Raw genomic sequence first — 21,633 nt, 5'->3', positions numbered from 1 at the left:
GCGGGCGGACCGGCGGGGATCAGTGCGAAGGCTTTCTCAGACTGTCGAGCACCATCAGCGCCGCGCCGGCGCAAATGAAGGAGTCCGCCAAGTTGAAAGCCGGATAGTACCAATTATGGTAGTAGACTTGGATGAAATCGACGACATGGCCATAAGCCACGCGATCGATCACGTTTCCCAGCGCGCCGCCCATGATGAAGGCGGCGGCCCAGCGCATCAGGCAAGAGAAGCGGCCGCGCACGATGTTCCACCCCAACCAGCCCGATACCGCGAAAGCCAGCACGGTGAAGACATGCTTCTGCCAACCGCCGGCGTCGGCCAGAAAGCTGAAGGCGGCGCCGGGATTGTAGATCAGCGTGAAATTGAACAACCCCGGAATCACCGCGCGCGTTTCGCCGTACTGGTAATTACCATTGAAATACAGCTTGGCCAGCTGATCGAGAACGATGATCAGCACGGCCATGCCAAACCACGGCCAACGACGATTCTCATGCATGCTGCCGGCCCTCGCCGTGCCCCGCCAACGTCTGCGCGCAACGACCGCAAAGCGTCGGGTGTTCTGCATGACGGCCGACGTCGGCGCGATAGTGCCAGCAGCGCTCGCACTTCTCGTGCGCCGACGGGGTGACGCGGATACGGGTGACGTCGCCTTGGGCAACGCCGACGCGCGAAACGATCAGCACGTATTTGAGATCCTCTCCCACGCTCGCCAGATGCGGGAACAGCGCCGCATCGGCCTCGATGTCGACCTCGGCCTGCAGCGACGAGCCCAGCTGCTCGCCGGCGCGCAGCACTTCGATCTCTTTGTTGACCTCGGCGCGCAACGCGCGGATGGCGTCCCACTTGGCCGTCAGCCGGGCCTCGGCATCGGCTTCCTCTTGCGGAAACTCGTGCCAAGTATGGAACAGCGTCGATTCTTCGTCGCTACCGGTAAAGACCTCCCACGCCTCGTCCGCGGTAAAGCACAACACCGGCGAGAGCAGCAGCAGCAGCGACCGGGTAATGTGGTAGAGCGCGGTTTGCGCCGAGCGGCGCGCCGGAGACGGCGCGGCGGTGGTGTACAGGCGGTCCTTGAGGATGTCGAGGTAGAAGGCGCCCAGATCCTCGGCGCAGTAGACGACGATTTCCTGCATGGCATGGTGGAAGGCGTAGCGGGCATAGTACTCGCCCGCCACCTTCTCCTGCAGCGCCTTGGCGCGCGTCAGCGCGTAGCGGTCGATCTCCAGCAGGCGCTCGAACGGCACGGCGTGGTCGATCGGGTCGAAGTCCGACAGGTTGGCCAGCAGGAAACGCAGCGTGTTGCGCAAGCGGCGATAGCTTTCCGTCGTGCGCTTGAGAATTTCCTGCGACAGCGCCATATCGCCGGAGTAGTCGGCGCAGGCGATCCACAAGCGCAGAATGTCCGCGCCAAGCGAGTTGCAGATTTCTTCCGGCGCGATGCCGTTGCCGCGCGACTTGGACATCTTGTAGCCCTTGTCGTCCACGGTGAAGCCATGCGTCAGCAACTGCTTGTACGGCGCGCGGCCGATGGTGGCGCAACCGGTCTTCAACGAGGATTGGAACCAGCCGCGGTGCTGGTCGGATCCTTCCAGGTAGAGATCCGCCGGCCAGGCGAGCTCTGGCCGTTGCTTGAGCACGGCGAAATGGGTCGAGCCGGAGTCGAACCAGACATCCAGCGTATCGTTCAATTTCTTGTACTGTTCGGCCTCGTCGCCCAACAGTTCGCGCACATCCAGGCTAAACCAAGCCTCGATGCCCTGCTGCTCGATGCGCAGCGCCACCTCTTCCAGCAACTCGGCCGAACGCGGATGCAGTTCACCCGAATCCTTATGCACGAAGAAGGTCATCGGCACACCCCAGTTACGCTGGCGCGACACGCACCAGTCGGGGCTGTTCTTGATCATGGCGTCCAGGCGCGCACGGCCCCATGCCGGGAAAAATTCAGTGGCGTCGACCGCGCGCTGACTGACGGCGCGCAAGGTTTCGCCGCCGTGGCCGGGCCGGTCCATGCTGATGAACCATTGCGGCGTGGCGCGGAAGATGATCGGCGTCTTGTGACGCCAGCAATGCGGGTAGCTATGCGACAGCTTGGCCTGATGGATCAGCGCGCCATGCGCGATAAGCGTCTCGATGACCTTGGGATTGGCTTCCCACACCAGCATGCCGGCAAACAGCTCGGTGCTGGCCTTATAGCGGCCATCGTCCGCCACCGGATTATCGATGCCCAGTCCATAGGCCTGGCCGACAATATAGTCGTCCAAACCATGCGCCGGCGCCGTATGCACAAGGCCGGTACCCGCCTCGGTGGTCACGTGACCGCCGCAGATGATCGGCACTTGCCGCGCATAGAACGGGTGCGACAAGGGCAAAAGATCCAGTGCCTCGCCCTTGGCCTCGCCCAGCACGCGATGCGCTTCGACGCCGTAACGCGCGAGCGTCGCCGCCACCAGATCCTTGGCCAGGATCAGCACGCCCTTGTCGGTCTCGACCAGTTGATAGGTCAGCGCCGAATTGACCGATACCGCCAAATTTGCCGGCAGGGTCCACGGCGTGGTGGTCCAGATGACCGCCATGACGCCTTCCAGCGGCGCGGCCAGGCCAAAGACGCGCGCAAGACGCGCGGCGTCGGCGACCTTGAAACCGACGTCGATCGCCGGCGACACCTTGTCCTCGTATTCGACCTCGGCCTCGGCCAGCGACGAACCGCACTCGATGCACCAGTGCACCGGCTTTTCGCCCTTATTGAGGAAGCCGTTCTCGAAGACCTTGCCCAGCGTGCGCACGATGTCGGCTTCCGTCTTGAAGTCCATCGTCAAGTAGGGGTTTTCCCAATCGCCCAGAATGCCCAGGCGGATGAAACCCTTCTTCTGCCGCGCCACTTGCTCCTTGGCGTATTCGCGGCACAGCTCGCGGAACTTGGCGGCGGGAATCGACTTGCCATGCAGCTTTTCGACCATCAATTCGATCGGCAGACCATGGCAGTCCCAGCCCGGCACATACGGGGCGTCGAAACCGGCAAGCGTTTTCGAGCGGATGATCAGATCCTTGAGCACCTTGTTGACCGCGTGGCCCAAGTGAATGTCATTGTTGGCGTAGGGCGGTCCGTCGTGCAGGATGAACTTCGGCCGGCCGGCGGCAAGCCGGCGCAACTTTTCGTAGCGCTTGCCGTCATGCCAGCGCTTGACCCAGCCCGGCTCGCGCTTGGCAAGATCGCCGCGCATGGCGAACGGGGTATCGAGTAGATTGACGGTTTTTCGGTAGTCGATGCTCATGCCTGATCTCGTTACAAACTGGTCAAATAGGTTTGGGCTTCGGCGGCGTCACGTTCAATTTGGGCCACCAATGCGGAAAGGTCATCATAGCGCGCTTCGTCGCGCAGTTTTTTTAGAAAACGTACCACGATGCGGCGACCGTACAAATCGCCGGCAAAATCAAATAAGTGGACTTCCAGCTTGTAATCCTGCGTTTGGCTTACCGTCGGGTTGCGCCCCAGGCTCGCCACGCCGCCAAAGCGGCCCGCCGGGGTATCGGCCTCGACCACGAACACGCCGGACAGCGCCGGCTTGCGGTGAGGCAAATGCACATTGGCCGTGGGGAAACCGATGGTCCGGCCTAGCTTCTTGCCGTGCACGACCCGGCCGGACAACTGATAGGTGCGCCCCAGCAGCGTCGCGGCCCCCTGCAAATCCCCGGCCGCCAAGCGGTCGCGCACGAGCGAACTCGATGCCCGCTCGCCTTCCACCAGCACCGAGGGCATCGCCTCGGTGACGAGCCATGGCGCGGAGGACAGCATAGCAAAATCGCCGCGACGGCCCGCGCCGAACTGAAAGTCGTCGCCAATGAGCAGATAACGGGCCTGCAGCGCGTCACGCAAGACGTGCTGCATGAAATCCTGCGCCGACATGCCGGAAAAACCGTGATTGAAGCGGAATACGAAAACGTAGTCGATCAGACCGGACTCGCGCAAGAACGCCAGCTTGTCGCGCAGCGTCGACAAGCGTGCCGTCGGCTCGCCGCGGGCAAAGAACTCACGCGGATGCGGCTCGAACGTCAACAACGCGGCGGGCAATTGCCGGGAATCCGCTTCGCTGCGTAGCCGTTCCAACATCCGCTGATGGCCGCGATGCACGCCGTCGAAGTTGCCGATGGTCAACGCGCACGGGGACAAGGCAAAGCGGCGTGGGTTTCCAAAAAATACCTGCATGAGCGGGGGTCTGATTGCATACTGAAACGTCTGATTGTAGCCGCCAGTCCTAGCGAGCGTCCAGATCGCCTCTGCCAGGGCCCGGTGGGCGCGGGATATAAAACAAAACCGCCGGCCACGCATGTGGCAGGCGGTTCGAGTAAACGGCGAGGCCGATTACTTGCTGGTGGCTTGAACGGTGTCGATCACCAGTTCAACACGGCGATCCGGTTCCAGGCAGCTCTTCAGAGCGGCCGAAGCGCGATGCGCCTTCTTGTACTTGAACTTGGCGGTGCACTCTTCGGTCATCGAAGCGTTCGCCGGGCCTTGGCCTACGGCAACCACCTTGTCGCTCGGTACGCCACCGGCCACGAAGTAGTCCTTAACGGCGTCAGCACGCTTTTGCGACAGGGTCAGGTTGTACTTTTCCGAACCCAGGAAGTCGGTGTAACCATTGATGGCAACACCCTTCAGGTTTGCATCGCCCTTCAGGCGGTTAACCAGCGGGTCCAGCACATCCTTGGCTTCCGGACGCAGAACAGCCTTGTCGAAAGCGAACAGAACCTTCGCCGACAGCGTTACTTTCTCATGGGTAACGGTCGGTTCGGCCGCCGGCGCGCTCGCTACCGGAGCGGCAGCTGCCTTGTCGCCGCACTCGACCAGACCTTGGGTAGCCTTGTCGAAGTAACCGGAATGCCAGCATTCGTTGTAGCTGTCACGGGCAACGGCGTCGGTCGATTGGTCCACCGCATAGCCCGGCTTGTCCGCGAAGGCGCTAGCGGAAATCAGCAGAGCAGCGACCAGAGCGCTCAGTTTCAGCTGTTTAGTCATGTTTTTCCCTCTTTCTTATCTGATTACAAGCCCATGCGTGAGGTACAGGGGCTCACAAGGTAAAGCTTGGCTGCAAACAACAGATTCTTGCTTCGGCTGTGTTTATGCAGTTAACCGGCACTATAGGAATCAGGCTACCCCGTGTCAACAGCCCCGCCGAGGCAAAAAAAACCAAGCCGTCGCTCATGAACCTACTTCGTCTGCCCCTATCGCACAAGTATTGTAACAAATTTACAACACTTCAGCGGACATTGATGCGCCGACGAAACAGCGGCTGCGGCTGGCGAAAGCTCGATTGGTAGTGCTCGCTAAAGGGGCGCACCAGGTTTGCATTGGTAGGCAAAGGCTTGCCAGATTTGATTTCGAAGCTATCAAAGCCCACGAGCCAGAGTGCCTGCAGCTGGTCATGCCACACGTCCCCGATCGCCCTTAGCTCCCCGGCATAATTGTATCGTTCGCGCAACAATCTAGCGCTGCTATAGCCCCGTCCATCGGTAAAGCTGGGAAAGTCAATAGCAACAAGCGTTAACAGGTTCAATTCCGTCTGCAACGCCGCCGGATCGGCGTCGGCGCCGAGCCAGACCGCCGTCCTGCCCAGCCGGGAGGCAAACCGCCCCCGCTCGGCGATCCAATGCGTCAACGGCACGATCACGTCCGCGTCATCCGCATACGGGGGCAGTGCGCCCGCGTCATCCGGCCGCAGCAGCAGCCAGCCATCGTCGCGCACGCCGCCGCGGTCAATGATGTTGCGCATAGACTTGCTCCTTGAAGGGATCGATGCCAAGCCGGCGCACGGCATCGAGGAAGGATTCGTCCGGCAGGCGGCGCTCAATGAACACCTGCAGGATTTGTTCGATCACGTCGGGAATGACCGCGCGCGCGAACGACGGCCCAATCACCTTGCCAATCGCGGCCTGGTTGCCTTGGCTGCCGCCGAGCAGAATCTGGTACCACTCCTCGCCATTCTTATCGACGCCCAGAATGCCGATATTGCCGATATGGTGGTGGCCGCAGGCGTTCATGCAACCGGACATATTCAATTGAATGTGTCCGAGGTCATATAAATAGTCCAAATCCTCGAACCGCCGCTGAATGGCCTCGGCAACCGGAATCGACTTGGCGTTGGCCAGCGCGCAAAAGTCGCCGCCGGGACAGCAGATGATGTCGGTCAGCAAGCCGATGTTCGGCGTGGCGAACCCCTGGGCGCGCGCCAGCTGCCAGACGGCGTACAGATCGCGCTCCGGCACGTCGGGCAGGATCAGGTTCTGCTCATGCGCCACACGGACCTCGCCGAAGGCGAAACGCTCGGACCAGTCGGCCACGGCCTCCATCTGCTCGGCGGTGATGTCGCCCGGCGGCACACCGGTTTTCTTCAGCGACAGGATCACGCTACGGTATCCCGCCTGGCGCTGCGCCCGGGTATTGCGCTCGACCCAGCGGTCGAAGGCACGGTCCTCGGCGCGGCGCGCGGCCAGTTCGCCGGCATCCGCGGCGCCGTAGGCCGGCGCCGTGAAGAAATCGGCGTAATGGCGCACGTGCGCGTCGGTCAGCGTCGACGGACCGTCCTTCAAGTGCAGCCATTCGTCCTCGACCTTGGCGGCGAAGCCTTCCGGCGTCATCGCCTTGACCAGGATCTTGATGCGCGCCTTGTATTTATTGTCGCGCCTGCCGAAGCGGTTGTAGATGCGCAGCACGGCGTCCAGATAGGTCAACAGGTGCCGCGCCGGCAAAAACGGCTTGATGACGTCGCCGACAATCGGCGTGCGGCCCAAGCCGCCGCCGATGGCCACTTGAAAACCGACCTCCCCCGCCGGGCTGCGATAAGCGGTCAAGCCGATATCGTGCACCAGCGTGGCGGCGCGGTCTTCGGCACTGCCGGATACCGCGATTTTGAATTTGCGCGGCAAGAAGGCGAACTCCGGGTGCAGCGTGCTCCATTGACGGATGATCTCGCACCAGGGGCGCGGATCGACCGCCTCGTCCGCCGCCAGGCCGGCAAAAGCGTCCGTGGTGGTGTTGCGCACGCAATTGCCGGAAGTCTGGATCGCATGCATCTGCACCGTGGCAAGTTCAGCCAGAATGTCCGGCACCTGCTCCAAACGGACCCAGTTGAACTGCATGTTTTGCCGCGTGGTGAAATGGCCATAACCCCGGTCGAAACGACGAGCGATCTCGGCCAGCTTGCGCAATTGACGCGCCGCCAGCATGCCGTAGGGAATGGCCACGCGCAGCATCGGCGAATGGCGTTGGACATAGAGGCCGTTCATCAGCCGCAGCGGACGGAACTCGTCCTCGCTCAGACCGCCGGCCAGAAAGCGCTCGGTTTGATCGCGGAACTGCGCGACCCGCTCGTCGACGATGCGCTGGTCGATTTCATCGTATTGATACATGGCTCAGCCCTGGGGGATGCGCACGTGCAAGCCGCATTCCTTGGTTTCGGGGTTTTCCCACCACCAGCGGCCGGCGCGCAGATCCTCGCCGACGGCGATCGCTCGCGTACAGGGCGCGCAGCCGATGGAGGGGTAGTGTTTGTCGTGCAGCGCGTTGTACGGCACCTGGTGTTCGCGTATATACCGCCAGACGTCGGCTTCTTGCCAGTCGGCCAACGGGTTGAATTTCATCAAACCATGGTCGTCATCGAACGCCTCGAACGGCAATTCGCTGCGCGTGCTCGACTGCTCGCGGCGCATGCCGGTGATCCAGGCCTGCTGGCCCGCGAGCGCGCGGGCCAACGGCTCGACCTTGCGCAGGTGACAGCAGGCCTGCCGCAGTTCGACGCCGCGATAAAAGGCATTGACGCCATGCTGGCCGACCCAGGCCGCCAACGCCTCGGCATCGGGGTAATACACGCTAAGCGTCAGCGCCGGGTAGTGCTCGGGCAACCGGTCGAGCAAGTCGTAGGTCTCGGACGGCAGGCGCCCGGTATCCAGGCAAAAGACGCCGAAAGGCAACCCCAGCCGGGCGGTCAAATCGGTGAGCACCATATCCTCGGCACCCAGGCTGTTGGCCAACACCACGGCGCCATAACGTGCATGGATGTCTTGAAGCCGGTCGCGCGTCGCCTCCAGCCGTTGTTCGTCATTCATGGTGAAATTCGTTCCTTATATTACTGATGAATGCTACCCAAATGACCTACGAACCTAAAAGAATATTGTGTTAGTATTTAATTACTCTTAGTTTTAACAAACAAGGCGCCTCCCGCATGAAGCTGCAGCAGCTCCGCTATCTGGTTGAAGTGGCCAAACAGGGTCTGAACGTATCCGAAGCCGCCGAGAAACTCCATACCTCGCAGCCCGGCATCAGCAAACAGATCCGCCTACTGGAAGACGAGCTCGGCATTCAAATTTTCATCCGCAACGGCAAGCGCGTCGTGGCGGTGTCGGACCCGGGCAAAGAGGTGCTGAAAATCTCCGAGCGCATCCTGCGCGAAGCACAAAATCTAAAGCGCGTGGGCGACGAATTTTCGCGCGAGGCCGAAGGCTCGCTGACCGTCGCCACCACTCACACGCAAGCGCGCTATGCGCTGCCGGCGACCATCACCGCCTTCATGCAGCGCTATCCGGGAGTGCGTTTGTCGATCAAGCAGGGCAGCCCGACACAGATCTGCGACATGGTCATCAGCGGCGAGGCCGATTTGGCCATTGCCACCGAGGGCATCGCCTTGTTCAAGGAATTGGCGATGCTGCCGTGCTACGAATGGAACCGTGGCGTCGTGGTTCCGGACGATCACCCGCTGTTGGCGCTCGACCATCCGATCACGCTGCAGGATATCGCCCGCTACCCGATCATCACCTACGACTTCGCCTTTACCGGCCGATCCAAGATCAACAAGGCCTTCGCCAATCAGAATCTCAACCCGACGGTAACGCTGACGGCCATCGACACCGACGTGATCAAAACCTATGTCGGATTGGGGCTGGGCATCGGCATCATCGCCACCATGGCATTCGAGCCCGAACGCGACAGGGGGCTGCGCATCATCGACGCCAGCCATCTGTTCGAACCGTCGACCACCAAGATCGGCATCCGCCGCGATGCCTATCTCCGCGGTTTCGCCTACACCTTCATCGAGTTGTTCGCGCCGCATCTGCACCGGCGCGAGGTCGAGACCGCGCTGCTGGCCAGCGCACATGACGACGAGCAGGACGAAGAGGGTTAAGGCCCCGCCGAACAAGCTATTTGCCACTGAGTTCCGAACAAAAAAGCGCGGAAACCTCTTCCGCGCTTTTTTCTTTGCACCGCACCGCCTTACAGCGTCAGACCGCCGGTCACCTCGATGGCCGCGCCATTGATGTAGCTCGCTTCGTCGGAGGCCAGGAAGGCGTAGACGTTGGCGATTTCCTCCGGCTGCGCCAGGCGGCGCATCGGCACGCGTTCCTCCATGGCCTGGATCACTTTTTCCGGCATGGCGCTCAGAATCGGCGTGGCGACAAACCCCGGGCACACCGCGTTGGCGCGAATGCCTTTCTTGCCCAGCTCCTTGGCCCAGGTTTTGACGAAACCGATGACGCCGAACTTGGTGGCGGCATAGTTGGTCTGACCGAAGTTGCCATACAGGCCCACCACCGACGACGCATTGAGGATCACGCCGCTCCCCTGCGCCGCCATGGTGTCGACCACGGCGCGGGTGCAGTTGTAGACCCCCTTCAGGTTGATGTCGATCACGTCGTCAAACTGCTCGTCCGTCATTTTGATCAGCTGCGCATCTTTCACGATGCCGGCATTATTCACCAATACGTCGATGCGGCCAAAACGCTCCTTCACATCTGCCACCATGCGGGCGATCTCGGCTTTGTCGGTGACGTTGACGCGATAGGCTGCGGCCTTGCCGCCGGCTGCTTCCAACGCGCCGGCCAGCGCCTGAGCCGCTTCGATGTTGACGTCGCACACGGCAACGATCGATCCTTCCTTGACGAATTTCTCCGCGGTGGCTTTGCCAATGCCGCTGGCCGCGCCGGTGATGATCGATACCTTACCTTGTAATTTCATGATGCTTCCTTCTATGGCTATTTTCTCCGACAGAACGGTCTGGCCGCACTGTCCCCCTGTTGATCGTTGTTATGGTGATGCGAGCCGCTATGTTAACCGAGGCTTTGTGCCATACGCATATTGCAGCGCACAAATCGGTAAGCTGACTATAGACTAGCCTCTGCTGGGGGTAAAGCCGTTGGCATAGCAAAAAAATGATGCGGCGCCCATAAAAAAACGGCCGCGAGCGCGGCCGTTTTCCCTGGTGGGTCAAAGGCTTATTCCAGACCACGGCTGGCCAGATAGTCCTCGTACTCACCCATGTAGTACTGATAGCCGCCCTCGCCATCGAGTTCGAGAATTTGCGTGGCCAGCGAGCCGACGAATTGGCGGTCGTGCGATACAAAGATCAGCGTACCCTTGTATTGCTCCAGCGCCATATTCAGCGCCTCGATGGTTTCCATATCCATGTGGTTGGTCGGCTCGTCCATGATCAGCACATTGGGCTTGGTCAGAATCAGCTTGCCATACAGCATGCGGCCCTTCTCGCCGCCCGACAGCACGCGCACCGCCTTGGTCACGTCATCGCCGGAGAACAACAGCCGGCCGAGCGTGCCGCGCACGACCTGCTCGTCGTCGCCGTCTTGCGCCCAGTCGCGCATCCACTCCGACAGCGTCCGGTCGGAATCGAAATCGTTCTCGTGGTCTTGCGGGTAATAGCCGATCTCGGCCTTCTCCGCCCACTTGATACGGCCCGCATCCGCGGTGACATCGGCCGCCGTGCCGTCGTAAGCGCTGGCCAGCAACTTGACCAGCGTCGATTTGCCGGCACCGTTGGGGCCGATGATCGCCAGGCGCTGCCCCGCCTCCAGGATCAGGTTCAAATCCTTGAACAACGGCTTGTCAAACGACTTGGACAGACCGGCAATTTCCACGGCCTGACGATGCAGCTTCTTCTTGTCGTCCACTTCAAAACGCAGGAACGGGCTTTGGCGCGAAGACGGCTTTACTTCCACCATCTCCGATTTGAGCTTGTCGACCTGCTTCAAGCGCGAGGTCGCCTGACGCGCCTTGGATTTGTTGGCCGAGAAACGCGCCACAAACTCGTGCAGCTCCTGGATGCGCTCCTTGGCCTTGGCATTGGACGCCAGTTGGCGTTCGCGCGCCTGGGTCGAGGCGATCATGTAGTCGTCGTAGTTGCCCGGATAAATGCGGATGGTGTTGTAATCCAAGTCGGCCATGTGCGTGCAGACCGAATTGAGGAAGTGCCGGTCGTGCGAAATGATGATCATGGTCGAGTTGCGCTCGTTGAGCACGTGCTCCAGCCAACGGATGGTGTTGATGTCCAGGTTGTTGGTCGGTTCGTCGAGCAACAGGATGTCCGGATCGGCAAACAGCGCCTGCGCCAGCAGCACGCGTAGCTTCCAGCCCGGCGCCACTTCGCTCATCAGACCGACATGCTGGTCGGTCGGGATGCCGACGCCCATCAGCAGCTCGCCGGCGCGCGCCTCGGCGGTATAGCCGCCAAACTCGGCGAACTTGCTTTCCAGTTCGGCGGCATGCATGTAATCGGCCTCGGTGGCCTCCGGATTGGCGTAGATGGCGTCGCGCTCGGCCATGGCAGCCCACATCTCGGTGTGCCCCATCATGACCACGTCGATCACGCGCTGGTCTTCGTAGGCAAACTGGTCTTGGCGCAATTTGCCCAGGCGCAGGCCGTTTTCAATGGCGACTTCGCCGCTGGTCTGCTCCAGATCGCCGCCGAGAATTTTCATAAAAGTGGACTTGCCGCTACCGTTGGCGCCAATCAGGCCGTAACGGTTGCCTTCACCGAATTTGACCGAAACCTTTTCAAATAGCGGTTTCGCGCCAAACTGCATGGTAATGTTCTGTGTGGTAATCACGCTTTGGATCCTTCAGCCTGCTAGCCGTAAGTATCGGGAAAAACACCGGATTCTAGCACATCTACGCCGTCCGCCGGACATTGGGTAAAACAGTAAAGAGTCCTTCGACGCCGGCACGAATTCCGCTACAATCGGGCACTAACATTTCTAGACCTTTATAGGCAGCGTTATGCTCACTGGCAGTTTGGTCGCCCTGGTCACGCCGATGCGGGAGGATGGACAGGTCGACTTCCCGGCGTTAAAACGCCTGGTCGATTTTCACATCGAACAAGGCACCGCCGGCATCGTGGCCGTCGGCACCACCGGGGAATCTCCTACCCTGACCCATGAAGAACATCGCGCCGTCGTGCAGACCGTGGCGCAGCACGCCGCAGGCCGTGTCACGGTCATCGCCGGCGCCGGCGCCAACGCGACGGCGCACGCCGTCGAATTGGCGCGCGACATGCAAGCGGCCGGCGCCGACATGCTGCTGTCGGTCGCGCCCTACTACAATAAGCCGAGCCAAGAAGGCTTATATCAGCACTTTCGCGCCCAGGCGGAAGCCGTCGCTCTCCCCGTTCTGCTCTATAACGTTCCCGGCCGCACCGTCGCCGACCTGAGCAACGACACCATTTTGCGGTTGGCGCAGATCGACAATATCGTCGGCCTCAAGGACGCCACTGGCAATCTGGCGCGTCATGCAGACTTGACGCGCCACGCGCCGGCCGACTTCGCGCTCTACAGCGGCGACGACAGCACGTCGCTGGCCTACCTGCTCAGCGGCGGGCACGGTGTGATCTCCGTCACCGCCAACGTCGCCCCCCGATTGATGAGCCGGCTATGCCTCGCAGCCCAGGCGGGAGATATTCCCCTGGCGCGAAGCTGTAATGCTATGCTGCAGGATTTGCACCAACGATTGTTTATCGAACCCAGCCCGGCCCCCAGCAAATGGGCTCTGGCCAGACTGGGGCTGATACAAAACGGCATCCGCTTGCCGCTGATGCCATTGACCGACGCCAGTCAGCCACTGGTCGAGGCCGCCATGAAACAAGCAGAAGTCATCTAACCCCAAGATGGGAGCTCGCATGAAACGAACCGCGCCTGCCGCGATTCTGCTGGCAACCGGCCTGATCGCAGGTTGCAGCACTAGTGAACCGCTTAGCCAGAAAGCCAATTTCGAATCCGTGGTACCGGCCAAGGCGGCCGATGCCGGCCTGGAGGTTCCGCCGGATCTGACTGCACCGCAAACCCAGGATAAATACAGCCTGCCGGGCGCGAGCAGCGCGTCCGCGAGCCAGATGGCCAAGGAGAGCGCTTCGGCCCCCGCCGTCACCCCGGCCGCCAATAATGGCGATGTGGCAGTCAACGTCGATCAGGTCAAAATGATGCGCGCCGGCTCGCAGCGCTGGCTGGACGTCGGCAACAAGACGCCGACCCAGCTGTGGCCCATGCTCAAGGCTTTCTGGCAAGACAGCGGCTTCACCATCAAGACCGAAGAGCCGAACATCGGCATCATGGAAACCGACTGGGCGGAAAACCGCGCCAAGCTGCCCAATGACGGCCTGCGCGCTTTGCTCGACAAGGTCGGTCTGGGCGGCGTCTATTCCACGTCGGAGCGCGATATGTTCCGCATCCGCCTGGAAAAGGGTGAAAACGGCGGCACCGAGGTCTATTTCTCTCACCGTGGTCTGGAAGAGGTCTACACCGACAAAGACAAAACCCAAACCATCTGGCAACCGCGCCCGGTCGACCCGGAGCTGGAAGCCGAGATGCTCGGCCGCTTCATGATGCGCCTGGGCATGAGTGAAGAACAGGCCAAGACCGTACTGAAACAGACCATCGTCCCGACGGCAACGCAAGCCAACCCGATTGCCAACGGCACGCTGACCATCGGCGACACCTTCGACCGCACCTGGCGCCGTGTCGGCCTCGCGCTTGACCGCATCGGCCTGGTGGTCGACGACCGCGACCGCTCGCAAGGCATCTATTACGTCAAGCCGGCCAAGGCGGATCTCGATCAAAAGCAAGAAAGCGGCGGTTTCTGGTCGAGCCTCGCCTTCTGGCGCAGCAGCACCCCGCAGGCAACGGCGATCGACGATAGCGGTTTGCAGATACGGGTGAAAGAAACCACGCCGGGCAACACCGCCGTGTCGATTACCGACAAACAAGGCCGTATCCTCTCCGATGGCGCGGCTAAATCGGCACTGCAGAAACTACAGTCCGAGTTGCAATAACACCGAGCAAAACAAAAGGCCCGCGAATTGCTTCGCGGGCCTTTTATTATTGCTTCGCACATCAAATAAAAAACCGGCTCGAGGCCGGTTTTTTATTACTGCTCGATTTCCGCTTAGTTGGCAGCGGAAGCAGCCGGTGCGGAAGCAGCCGGAGCGGAGGCAGCCGGAGCGGAAGCGGCCGGAGCCGAGGCAGCCGGAGCGGAAGCAGCAGCCGGAGCGGAAGCATCAGCAGCGGGAGCTTCGTCTTTCTTACCGCAAGCGGTCAGAGCCACAGCCAGCAGGGCAGCAACGAGGAGCGACTGTTTCATTTTTTCTTTACCTTTAGAGGATAAGTTGAACAAGACGTCAGTTTAATCGCAGCCATCTAAAACGATGGGAACGGCTGAAAATCCTTCAGTGCGCAAATTGTAGCACGAAAAAAAAACCTGCATAGAGTGCATTACGTCCAAAAATAACATGAACGCGACGAAAGCTTATTGCAAAGCAACAAAGCAGTCAAAACGGCAGGTCTAAGACCTCTCGTTCCGTTTTCGAACCAACAACATGCGCAATTGCGAACAGATTTTGTTGTTATTGTGCTACAAAATTATCGGAATGCCAAGACGAAATCCATTACCGGCTAATATTTACCTCCAAAAGACCGCCTACCATGGCGATCTGTCCACAGATGCCCCCCACCTTCATGTGTTGTCATCAGGCGACACCCAATCGACTCGCGTCGCCATTCGCGCGCGTCGCGCGCGCTTTTTACCCAAGAGGATGGATCGGCAAGGAACGACGAATGGTTTACAATGCCGGCAAGCGCGCCAAACGCGCCTATCTCTTGTCGGCGATGCCTGCGGTTCGCCCGTCAAGCCTTTATGACTTTCCTGCACGGACACTTTCATGCAAATCGCCAAAAATACTGTCGTGACTATCCACTATGAGATGTTCGACGCCGACAACAACCTGCTCGACAAGACCGAAGAGCCCATCAGCTATCTGCATGGTGGCTACGACGGCATTTTCCCGCTGGTTGAGGAAGCACTGCATGGCAAGGACGTCGGGGAATCGGTCGACGTCAAACTCGCTCCGGACGACGCTTTCGGCGAACCGGAAGAAGAATTGATTCGCGTCGAATCGCTCGAAGTTTTCCCGACCGACGTCGAAGTCGGCATGATGTTCGAAGCCGATGATCCGGAAAGCGGTGAAATCCTGCTGTTCCGCGTCACCGACATTGCCGATGGCAAAGCCGTCGTCGACGCCAACCACCCGCTGGCCGGCCTGACCATCCGCTTCGCCGCCAAGGTGATCGAAGTACGCGCCGCCACCGAGGAAGAGCTCGGCCACGGCCACGTGCACGGCGCCCACGGTCACCATCACGACCACTAAGCGCCGAAGCACTTCCAGCGAGGCCTAGGGCCTGTCTGCAAACTATTTGTGAACTGCGCTGGCCTAGCATCTGGCCGTTTACCAGGCCAGCCCTTCGGGGCCGGTATCAGCCGGCGCATCGCGTTGTCGCTTGCCCCTTGCAGTGAATGACACTGCGGCGGGACGCGCTTCTAGCGCTGCATCCCGCTGATGCCGGCCGCAGCCGCAAATAGTCTGCAGACAGGCCCTAGGGGCGGAGTCCCAAAAGACGAAACAGCCAGGCGAGGCCTGGCTGTTTCGTTTGTCGCTGATCCGCGTTTAGGCGCGGGTATTGTGCTCGATCAACTGACGGATTTCATTGAAGTTCATCACCCCGACGTAGCGCTTGACGATGTTGCCGCTGCGATCGATCAGGAAGGTGCTCGGCGTCAGCTGGATGTCGCCGAATGCCTTGGCGATCTGGCCTTGCGTGTCCATCGTGACCAGGAACGGCAGCCGGTTTTTTTGCGCGAAGCTTTGCACGTAGTTCGGCGGGTCGTAGTTCATCGCTACCGCCACCACGGTGAATCCGGCAGGACCGTACTGCTGCAGCATTTGCCGCATCTGCGGCATTTCCTCGATACACCCCGGGCAGCTGGTTGCCCAAAAATTGACCAACACCACTTTGCCTTTGAGCGCGGCGAGGCTCGTCGATTGCCCGGTGAGCGTGGTAAAGCGCACATCGGGCGCCGGGGTCGGGCTGAACCAGAGCGTGTAAGCGGCGAAGCCGGCCACCAAGACCAGCGCCAGCGCAATCAAGGTTTTTTTCATGCGATGGGACTTTCTCTCAAACGGTTAGACGGCCGCGACCGGTTCCTGCATCGATTCGAGCACCGACTTCAATTCGCCGGCAATCGGCACCGCCCGGCCTGCTTGGCTGTCAAACGCCACCATGGTCACGTCGGCTTGCGCCACCACGGTGTCTTTGCCGGCCAACAGCACACGCTGATGGATGACTGCGCTGCGGTTGCTGATCGACTTGACCGACGATTCAATGATTAATTCATCGCCCATGGTAGCAGGGTAGCGATAATCAATATTGATATTCACCACGATCAAAGCGATGCCCGAGGCCATATAGCGCGGCAAGTCGGTGCGTTCTTCGAATAATGTCCAACGCGCCTCCTCAAGAAATTCCAGATAGCGGGCATTGTTGACGTGGCTATACAGATCCAGGTGATAACCCCGGACCTTAATGCGGGTCGTGTGCGGCATAAAGCGGTTTCTCCCTTGGTTTCCCCGTGTGGCATGGTCAAGCCATGCCTGTTTTGGTATTGCGTTATTCGTCGCTGAGATCGAAAGGCAGGAAGCGTTCGCGCTCGAGCGGTTCTTCCACCAGATCGGTGACGACGCCATGCACGCCAACGTCGAACCACTGTGCGAACAGTGTGGGCGTCAGCGGTTGCGGCCAGAGCCGATCCTCTTCGCACCAATCGGCCAGTTCGGCTTCGAACAGGGCGAGGCAGTGCTGGGACAGAAATTCATGCAACTCATCCAGGCGATCCACGGCCGGCACCAGAATGGCGTTGCCGTTTTCGCGCAGCTCGGTCAGCGTGAGCGCGGGATCCAACTCGCCAGGCAGACTTTGCAGCCAGTCCAGGAAAGGTTGTTTGGGACGGAGGATGATGACGCTGCGATTGACTTCGTACATAAGTGTTCCTGTTATTTCACCGACAAATCGTTGCCGGTGGTGAATCGCCATTTGCGGCGAATTTCCAGTGATCGCGCCTGGGCGGACACGGCCGGCGGGAACGGGGCGAATGGCGCCGCTGCGCGCACGATCCTTTCCGCGGCGGCATCGAGCGTGGCATACCCGGATCCCTTGACGATGCGCACGTCGGCAAGCGAGCCGTCGGCGTTGATGATCACGCTTAAGGTGGGCCCGCCGGAGAGCCCCTGGTCGCGCACTTCCTGCGGGAAGTTGAGTGCACCGAGGCGTTCCATTTTACGGACCCAGTCGTCCATATACTGCTGCCACACAATGCCCTGAGCCGTGCTGCCATAGACCAGCCTGCCGCTGACTGGTGCCGTCGGCGTCGGCGCTTCGGCGCCGATCTGCGCCAGGAGACTCGCGGCGGACACCGCCGTGGACACCGGCGTGGCGGCCTGCGACGCGGGAGCCGGCATCGCGGTTCGGGCGCTATGACCAGACTTGCCGCGAGTCGGCGCATGGGCTTTGGCAACGGTTTTGGGCGTGATGCGTTCCACGACGGGCTGCATCGGCGGCCGATTGCGCGGTGCGGGGAGCGGTGGCGCGAGTGTCAGGCGCAGCGGCGGCGGCACCGATGGCACGCTCTGCGGCGGCGGCACGGGCGGTAGCCACAGCAGCAATAGATGTGCCCCGAGCGATAGCAGCAAGGCGAGCAGCAAAGGCCAAGCATGGTCGAGCGATTGTGAGCGGGGGCGAGTTGATGCCATTTCCTATCCGGACTGGTTGCCCCCGCCGCCAAAGGCGGGGGCAAGGGCTTGTTCCGGCTTATTTTTCCAGAAGACTGCGCAGCATCCAAGCAGTTTTTTCGTGCACCTGCAGCCGCTGGGTGAGCAAGTCGGCCGTGGGCTCGTCGCTGGCGCGCGTCACCACGGGGAAAATGCTGCGCGCGGTGCGGCATAGCGTTTCATGCCCTTCGACCAGTTGCCGGATCATGTCCTCCGCTTTGGGCACGCCACTGGCTTCCGATATGGCTGTCAGGCGGGCATAATCCGCATAGCTGCCGGGGGCCGGGTGACCGAGCGCGCGAATGCGCTCGGCGATCAGATCCACCGCCAGCGCCAGTTCGTTGTAGTGCTGCTCGAACATCAGATGCAGCGTTTGAAACATGGGGCCGGTGACGTTCCAGTGGAAATTGTGCGTTTTAAGGTAAAGCGTGTACGTATCTGCCAGGAGATGGGAGAGTCCGTCCGCGATCTGTTGCCGGTCTTGCTGATTAATGCCGATATCCATGCTGCGTCCTCCATATGGACCGTGCCGAAAGAGACGGCGTGTCCTTGTTGATGAAAGTTGCCATGAAACCCTGGCTGAAAATCACTGAACACGGGTTCACCCTGACCCTGCATATCCAGCCAGGCGCCAAGAAAACCGAAGCCTGCGGCGAGCACGGCGACGCGCTGAAGATCCGCTTGGCGGCGCCGCCGGTGGAAGGGAAGGCCAATACCGCGCTCATCGCCTGGCTTGCCGCGCGTTTCGACGTGCCTAAGCGGCAGGTGGCGCTGCTGGTCGGCGAAAAGAATCGGCACAAGATCGTGGCGGTGGATACGCCGGCCGATGAGCCGACGGTGATGGCGCGCCTTGGACTAGACGGCTGAGGCCGTCTAATCGTCGCGCGGTGCGCGGCCGAGCTGTCCTGCCGGGTCGTCGACCCGATGAAATTCCCCTTCGAACACATGGTCGTCTGCGGGTGGGGTTTGGGCTTCAGCTCGTCCGCTTAGTTTCGGCCCCTTGAGGGGCAGCAACAGCATCAGTGCGGCGATCTCGCTGAGCACGCCAGGTATGATGAATAATACACCCGCCAGGGCATAGCGCAGCGGCCAGAGAAGGGAATAAATGGAGGTGCCTTCTCCGTGGCGCAGTACGCTGCCCAGTGCCAGCAAGGCGCCGACCTTTTGGTGGCGCAGCATCCAACTACCCAGCATGGCGCTCAAGATCAGATACAGCAATGTGCCCAAAAAGCCGATGTGGCCTGCGAGTTGGACCAGCAGCAAAATTTCGATGATGGGTAGCAATAGGATGAAAAGAAAGATGGGCATGATGGAGTGTTTGCCATGAAAGCGTTATTGGTGTTTTGCAATGTGCCCGACCGCGCGGTTGCCGATCGCATTGCCGAGCAACTGGTGGCGGCGCAACTGGCCGCCTGCGTCAACGTCTTGGCGCCATGCCAGTCGGTCTACCGCTGGCAGGGGCGGATCGAAAAGGCCGAAGAAGTGCCTCTGCTCATCAAGACGACCGCCGATGCCTATCCGCAGCTCGAACAGCGGCTGCGGGCGTTGCACCCGTATCAGGTGCCGGAAATCATCGCTTGCGACATTGCCGCCGGCTTGCCTGAATACTTAACATGGGTCGCCGAACAGGTTTTTTCAAGCGAGTAGTTCCGCGTTGCGCTGGAGGGTGCCGCGAGCGGCGAAAAGCCATCCGGCGTGGGGTTTTAGGAAAAAATCGTTGACATCCGAAAAACCCCTCATTATAGTTGCGGTCTCTCGGGGGTCGTTAGCTCAGCTGGTAGAGCAGCGGACTTTTAATCCGTTGGTCGCAAGTTCGAATCTTGCACGACCCACCAGAGCGGCTTGTAGTACCAGAAGGGGGTCGTTAGCTCAGTTGGTAGAGCAGCGGACTCTTAATCCGTAGGTCGAAAGTTCGAGCCTTTCACGACCCACCATCCTTCAGGCAGCCAGCCGGCTCAGTTGCATTGGATACGACGATCTGTTAAAGTCTGTCCTCGCAGTAATGCCGGGTCGTTAGCTCAGTTGGTAGAGCAGCGGACTCTTAATCCGTAGGTCGAAAGTTCGAGCCTTTCACGACCCACCAATTTGTAAAAAGCCCAGACAACCGTCTGGGCTTTTTCGTTTCTCTCGTCAGGGAATCACGGTCAAGAACAAATAGGTGGCGAACAGCACCAAGTGCACCATGCCCTGCAGGATGGTGGTGCGGCCGTTGCCCAGCGTCAGCGTGGCGATCAGGAACGATAGCAGGAGCAGCACCGTCGATTTGGCATCGATCCCCAGTGTCAGCGGCCAGCCGCGGGCGATCGATACGAGGGCCACTGCCGGAATCGATAGGCCGATGCTGGCCAACGCCGAGCCCAACGCCAGATTCAGGCTGGTCTGCAGGCGATTGGCCCGGGCGGCGCGTAATGCCGCCAATCCTTCCGGCAGCAGCACAATGACGGCGATGATCACGCCGACCAATGCCCGCGGCGCGCCGATGGCGGCCACCCCCGATTCGATCAGCGGGGAAATGGCCTTGGCCAGCAGCACGACCGCCCCCAGACCCACGATCAAACAGGCGAGGCTGATCAACGCCACGCGCCAGGATGGCGGAGGTGCGTGCAGACTTTCGTTGGCCTCCCCGATCTCCGGCAGAAAGTAATCGCGGTGACGCACGGTCTGGACGAAAACGAATGCCGCGTACAACGTGACCGATGCCACGGCGACAAACGCCAGCTGACGGGGGTTGTAGAGCGGACCGGACACCGTGGTGGTGTAGTTGGGCAGAATCAGCGTCAGCGAGACGATCGCCGCCAGCGTCGAGAGCGCGGCGCTGGCGCCCATCAGGCTGAAGCGCTGTTCGCCGAAGCGCTGGCCGCCGGCCAGCAGGCACAGGCCGACGATACCGTTGAGGATGATCATCACCGTGGCGAAGAGGGTGTCGCGCGCGAGCATCGATGCGGCGCTGCCGCCGCTGAGCATCAGCGTGACGATGAGCGCGACCTCGATGGCGGTGATGGCGCCGGCCAGCACCAGCGTACCGAATGGCTCGCCGACACGGTGGGCCACGACTTCCGCGTGATGGACGGCAGCCAGTACGCCGACGAGCAAGCCGGCAAGCAGCAAACCTTGCCAGGCGCGGCCGAGGCCGGCGTACTGACCGGCCAGCAGCAGCCAGCCGGCAAAGGGGGCGAGCCGTGTCCACAGCGGGAGGGGATGGGTGCGAGCACTCATGACGCTTTCCAATGTCTAATGACGGCAATCGTCGTTGCAAAATAACGCAATGGCATATCAGAGGGGCCTTAGTGTCATTGCCGTTGGCGTGGGCAATTGTCTGGACCACGGCCGTGACGCATAATTCAATCGTGAAACGTAACTGGATGGAGTCCTCGCATGAAAAACATGGCTTTGGGGCTGCTGTTGTCGCTGGCCGCGGTGGTGGCCGCTGCGCAGACCGTGGACGAACAATTGCTGGCGGCGCAGATGGCCTATCAGCAGGGTGACGCCCAGATGACCCAGGCCACCAACCGGCGGGTTCAGGCGGAAGCCAACAAAAAACTGGCCGATCAACGTTTGCAGGATGCGCAGGCCGCCGCCGAGCGCAGTAATGCCGAACTTGCCGCCGCGCAATCGGCGGAGCAATCGGCCAAGCAGACGATGGATCAGCTGAGTTCGGCGCTAAGCGCCGCATGGAAGCGAAAAGACAGCGGGCAGTAAGTGAGGGGCC

Annotated in this window: 23 protein-coding genes and 3 tRNA genes; 10 read left to right on the top strand and 16 right to left on the bottom strand. The window is 60.8% G+C overall.

The window, feature by feature from the left end; genetic code table 11:
- Positions 1-19: 19 nt before the first annotated feature.
- The 7 genes from lspA to JOZ06_RS14400 all read right to left on the bottom strand — a co-directional run bounded on the left by lspA (position 20) and on the right by JOZ06_RS14400 (position 8,100).
- Positions 20-496: a signal peptidase II gene (gene lspA / locus JOZ06_RS14430; RefSeq protein WP_293233616.1), complete on the bottom strand. Its 477-nt coding sequence runs from the start codon at positions 494-496 to the stop codon at positions 20-22.
- Positions 489-3,272 carry an isoleucine--tRNA ligase gene (ileS, locus tag JOZ06_RS14425; RefSeq protein WP_293233614.1) on the bottom strand — a complete coding sequence of 928 codons (2,784 nt, stop codon included), beginning with the start codon at positions 3,270-3,272 and terminating at the stop codon, positions 489-491. Before ileS ends, lspA begins: the two co-directional genes overlap by 8 nt.
- A gap of 11 nt (positions 3,273-3,283) precedes the next feature.
- Positions 3,284-4,204: a bifunctional riboflavin kinase/FAD synthetase gene (locus JOZ06_RS14420; RefSeq protein WP_293233612.1), complete on the bottom strand. Its 921-nt coding sequence runs from the start codon at positions 4,202-4,204 to the stop codon at positions 3,284-3,286.
- Positions 4,205-4,360: 156 nt separating this feature from the next.
- The gene (locus JOZ06_RS14415) at positions 4,361-5,014 is read right to left on the bottom strand and encodes an OmpA family protein (protein ID WP_293233610.1); all 654 of its coding nucleotides are present in this window, start codon (positions 5,012-5,014) and stop codon (positions 4,361-4,363) included.
- Positions 5,015-5,255: 241 nt separating this feature from the next.
- Positions 5,256-5,768: a DUF934 domain-containing protein gene (locus JOZ06_RS14410; RefSeq protein ID WP_293233608.1), complete on the bottom strand. Its 513-nt coding sequence runs from the start codon at positions 5,766-5,768 to the stop codon at positions 5,256-5,258.
- Positions 5,752-7,404, bottom strand: a complete 1,653-nt coding sequence (locus JOZ06_RS14405) for a nitrite/sulfite reductase (RefSeq protein ID WP_293233607.1) — start codon at positions 7,402-7,404, stop codon at positions 5,752-5,754. Before JOZ06_RS14405 ends, JOZ06_RS14410 begins: the two co-directional genes overlap by 17 nt.
- Before the next feature lie 3 nt (positions 7,405-7,407).
- Positions 7,408-8,100 (bottom strand): phosphoadenylyl-sulfate reductase, encoded by a 693-nt coding sequence (locus JOZ06_RS14400; RefSeq protein ID WP_293233605.1) that lies wholly within the window; start codon positions 8,098-8,100, stop codon positions 7,408-7,410.
- Between the two features lie 116 nt (positions 8,101-8,216).
- Between JOZ06_RS14400 and cysB the strand changes: the two genes are divergently transcribed.
- On the top strand, positions 8,217-9,173 hold the full coding sequence (cysB, locus tag JOZ06_RS14395; protein WP_293233603.1) for an HTH-type transcriptional regulator CysB: 957 nt from the start codon (positions 8,217-8,219) through the stop codon (positions 9,171-9,173).
- Positions 9,174-9,262: 89 nt separating this feature from the next.
- On the opposite strand, the gene fabG is transcribed toward cysB, so the two are convergent.
- A complete protein-coding gene (gene fabG, locus JOZ06_RS14390; protein ID WP_293233601.1) occupies positions 9,263-10,003 on the bottom strand; it encodes a 3-oxoacyl-ACP reductase FabG in 741 nt (246 codons plus the stop codon).
- A 257-nt stretch (positions 10,004-10,260) separates the two neighbouring features.
- Positions 10,261-11,886 (bottom strand): ABC-F family ATPase, encoded by a 1,626-nt coding sequence (locus tag JOZ06_RS14385; RefSeq protein WP_293233599.1) that lies wholly within the window; start codon positions 11,884-11,886, stop codon positions 10,261-10,263.
- A gap of 169 nt (positions 11,887-12,055) precedes the next feature.
- Between JOZ06_RS14385 and dapA the strand changes: the two genes are divergently transcribed.
- From dapA to JOZ06_RS14370, 3 genes are all read left to right on the top strand, one after another.
- Positions 12,056-12,931 (top strand): 4-hydroxy-tetrahydrodipicolinate synthase, encoded by an 876-nt coding sequence (dapA, locus tag JOZ06_RS14380; RefSeq protein ID WP_293233597.1) that lies wholly within the window; start codon positions 12,056-12,058, stop codon positions 12,929-12,931.
- A 19-nt stretch (positions 12,932-12,950) separates the two neighbouring features.
- Complete coding sequence (bamC, locus tag JOZ06_RS14375) at positions 12,951-14,099, top strand: outer membrane protein assembly factor BamC (RefSeq protein ID WP_293233595.1); 1,149 nt, start codon at positions 12,951-12,953, stop codon at positions 14,097-14,099.
- Between the two features lie 885 nt (positions 14,100-14,984).
- The gene (locus tag JOZ06_RS14370) at positions 14,985-15,470 is read left to right on the top strand and encodes a peptidylprolyl isomerase (RefSeq protein ID WP_293233593.1); all 486 of its coding nucleotides are present in this window, start codon (positions 14,985-14,987) and stop codon (positions 15,468-15,470) included.
- Positions 15,471-15,767: 297 nt separating this feature from the next.
- Here the strand turns inward: JOZ06_RS14370 and JOZ06_RS14365 are convergent, their stop codons facing one another.
- From JOZ06_RS14365 to JOZ06_RS14345, 5 genes are all read right to left on the bottom strand, one after another.
- Entirely contained in the window at positions 15,768-16,259 is a 492-nt protein-coding gene (locus JOZ06_RS14365; protein ID WP_293233591.1) for a TlpA disulfide reductase family protein, read from the bottom strand.
- A gap of 24 nt (positions 16,260-16,283) precedes the next feature.
- Positions 16,284-16,703 (bottom strand): thioesterase family protein, encoded by a 420-nt coding sequence (locus JOZ06_RS14360; RefSeq protein WP_293233589.1) that lies wholly within the window; start codon positions 16,701-16,703, stop codon positions 16,284-16,286.
- Positions 16,704-16,767: 64 nt separating this feature from the next.
- Positions 16,768-17,139: a VacJ gene (locus JOZ06_RS14355; RefSeq protein ID WP_293233587.1), complete on the bottom strand. Its 372-nt coding sequence runs from the start codon at positions 17,137-17,139 to the stop codon at positions 16,768-16,770.
- Between the two features lie 11 nt (positions 17,140-17,150).
- The gene (locus JOZ06_RS14350; RefSeq protein WP_293233585.1) at positions 17,151-17,906 is read right to left on the bottom strand and encodes an energy transducer TonB; all 756 of its coding nucleotides are present in this window, start codon (positions 17,904-17,906) and stop codon (positions 17,151-17,153) included.
- Between the two features lie 58 nt (positions 17,907-17,964).
- Entirely contained in the window at positions 17,965-18,429 is a 465-nt protein-coding gene (locus JOZ06_RS14345; protein ID WP_293233583.1) for a Dps family protein, read from the bottom strand.
- Positions 18,430-18,491: 62 nt separating this feature from the next.
- Here JOZ06_RS14345 and JOZ06_RS14340 point away from each other — a divergent pair, with 62 nt between their 5' ends.
- Positions 18,492-18,791 carry a DUF167 family protein gene (locus tag JOZ06_RS14340; protein WP_293233581.1) on the top strand — a complete coding sequence of 100 codons (300 nt, stop codon included), beginning with the start codon at positions 18,492-18,494 and terminating at the stop codon, positions 18,789-18,791.
- A 6-nt stretch (positions 18,792-18,797) separates the two neighbouring features.
- Here JOZ06_RS14340 and JOZ06_RS14335 read toward each other — a convergent pair whose 3' ends face one another.
- Positions 18,798-19,232: an FxsA family protein gene (locus JOZ06_RS14335; RefSeq protein ID WP_293233579.1), complete on the bottom strand. Its 435-nt coding sequence runs from the start codon at positions 19,230-19,232 to the stop codon at positions 18,798-18,800.
- Between the two features lie 15 nt (positions 19,233-19,247).
- Between JOZ06_RS14335 and cutA the strand changes: the two genes are divergently transcribed.
- From cutA to JOZ06_RS14315, 4 genes are all read left to right on the top strand, one after another.
- Positions 19,248-19,571, top strand: coding sequence for a divalent-cation tolerance protein CutA (cutA, locus tag JOZ06_RS14330; RefSeq protein WP_293233577.1), 324 nt, complete (start codon positions 19,248-19,250; stop codon positions 19,569-19,571).
- Between the two features lie 112 nt (positions 19,572-19,683).
- Positions 19,684-19,759, top strand: a tRNA-Lys gene (locus JOZ06_RS14325).
- A 23-nt stretch (positions 19,760-19,782) separates the two neighbouring features.
- Positions 19,783-19,858, top strand: a tRNA-Lys gene (locus JOZ06_RS14320).
- 73 nt (positions 19,859-19,931) lie between these two features.
- Positions 19,932-20,007: transfer RNA gene (locus JOZ06_RS14315), tRNA-Lys, on the top strand.
- Positions 20,008-20,054: 47 nt separating this feature from the next.
- On the opposite strand, the gene JOZ06_RS14310 is transcribed toward JOZ06_RS14315, so the two are convergent.
- On the bottom strand, positions 20,055-21,140 hold the full coding sequence (locus JOZ06_RS14310; protein WP_293233575.1) for an ionic transporter y4hA: 1,086 nt from the start codon (positions 21,138-21,140) through the stop codon (positions 20,055-20,057).
- Between the two features lie 159 nt (positions 21,141-21,299).
- Here JOZ06_RS14310 and JOZ06_RS14305 point away from each other — a divergent pair, with 159 nt between their 5' ends.
- Positions 21,300-21,623 (top strand): hypothetical protein, encoded by a 324-nt coding sequence (locus JOZ06_RS14305; protein WP_293233573.1) that lies wholly within the window; start codon positions 21,300-21,302, stop codon positions 21,621-21,623.
- The last annotated feature ends 10 nt before the right edge of the window (positions 21,624-21,633 follow it).

The sequence above is a fragment of the Paludibacterium sp. genome, assembly GCF_019232825.1.
Lineage (GTDB): Bacteria > Pseudomonadota > Gammaproteobacteria > Burkholderiales > Chromobacteriaceae > Paludibacterium.
The sequence above is the reverse complement of the archived record's forward strand: the minus strand, read 5'-3'. Positions and strand labels throughout refer to the sequence as shown.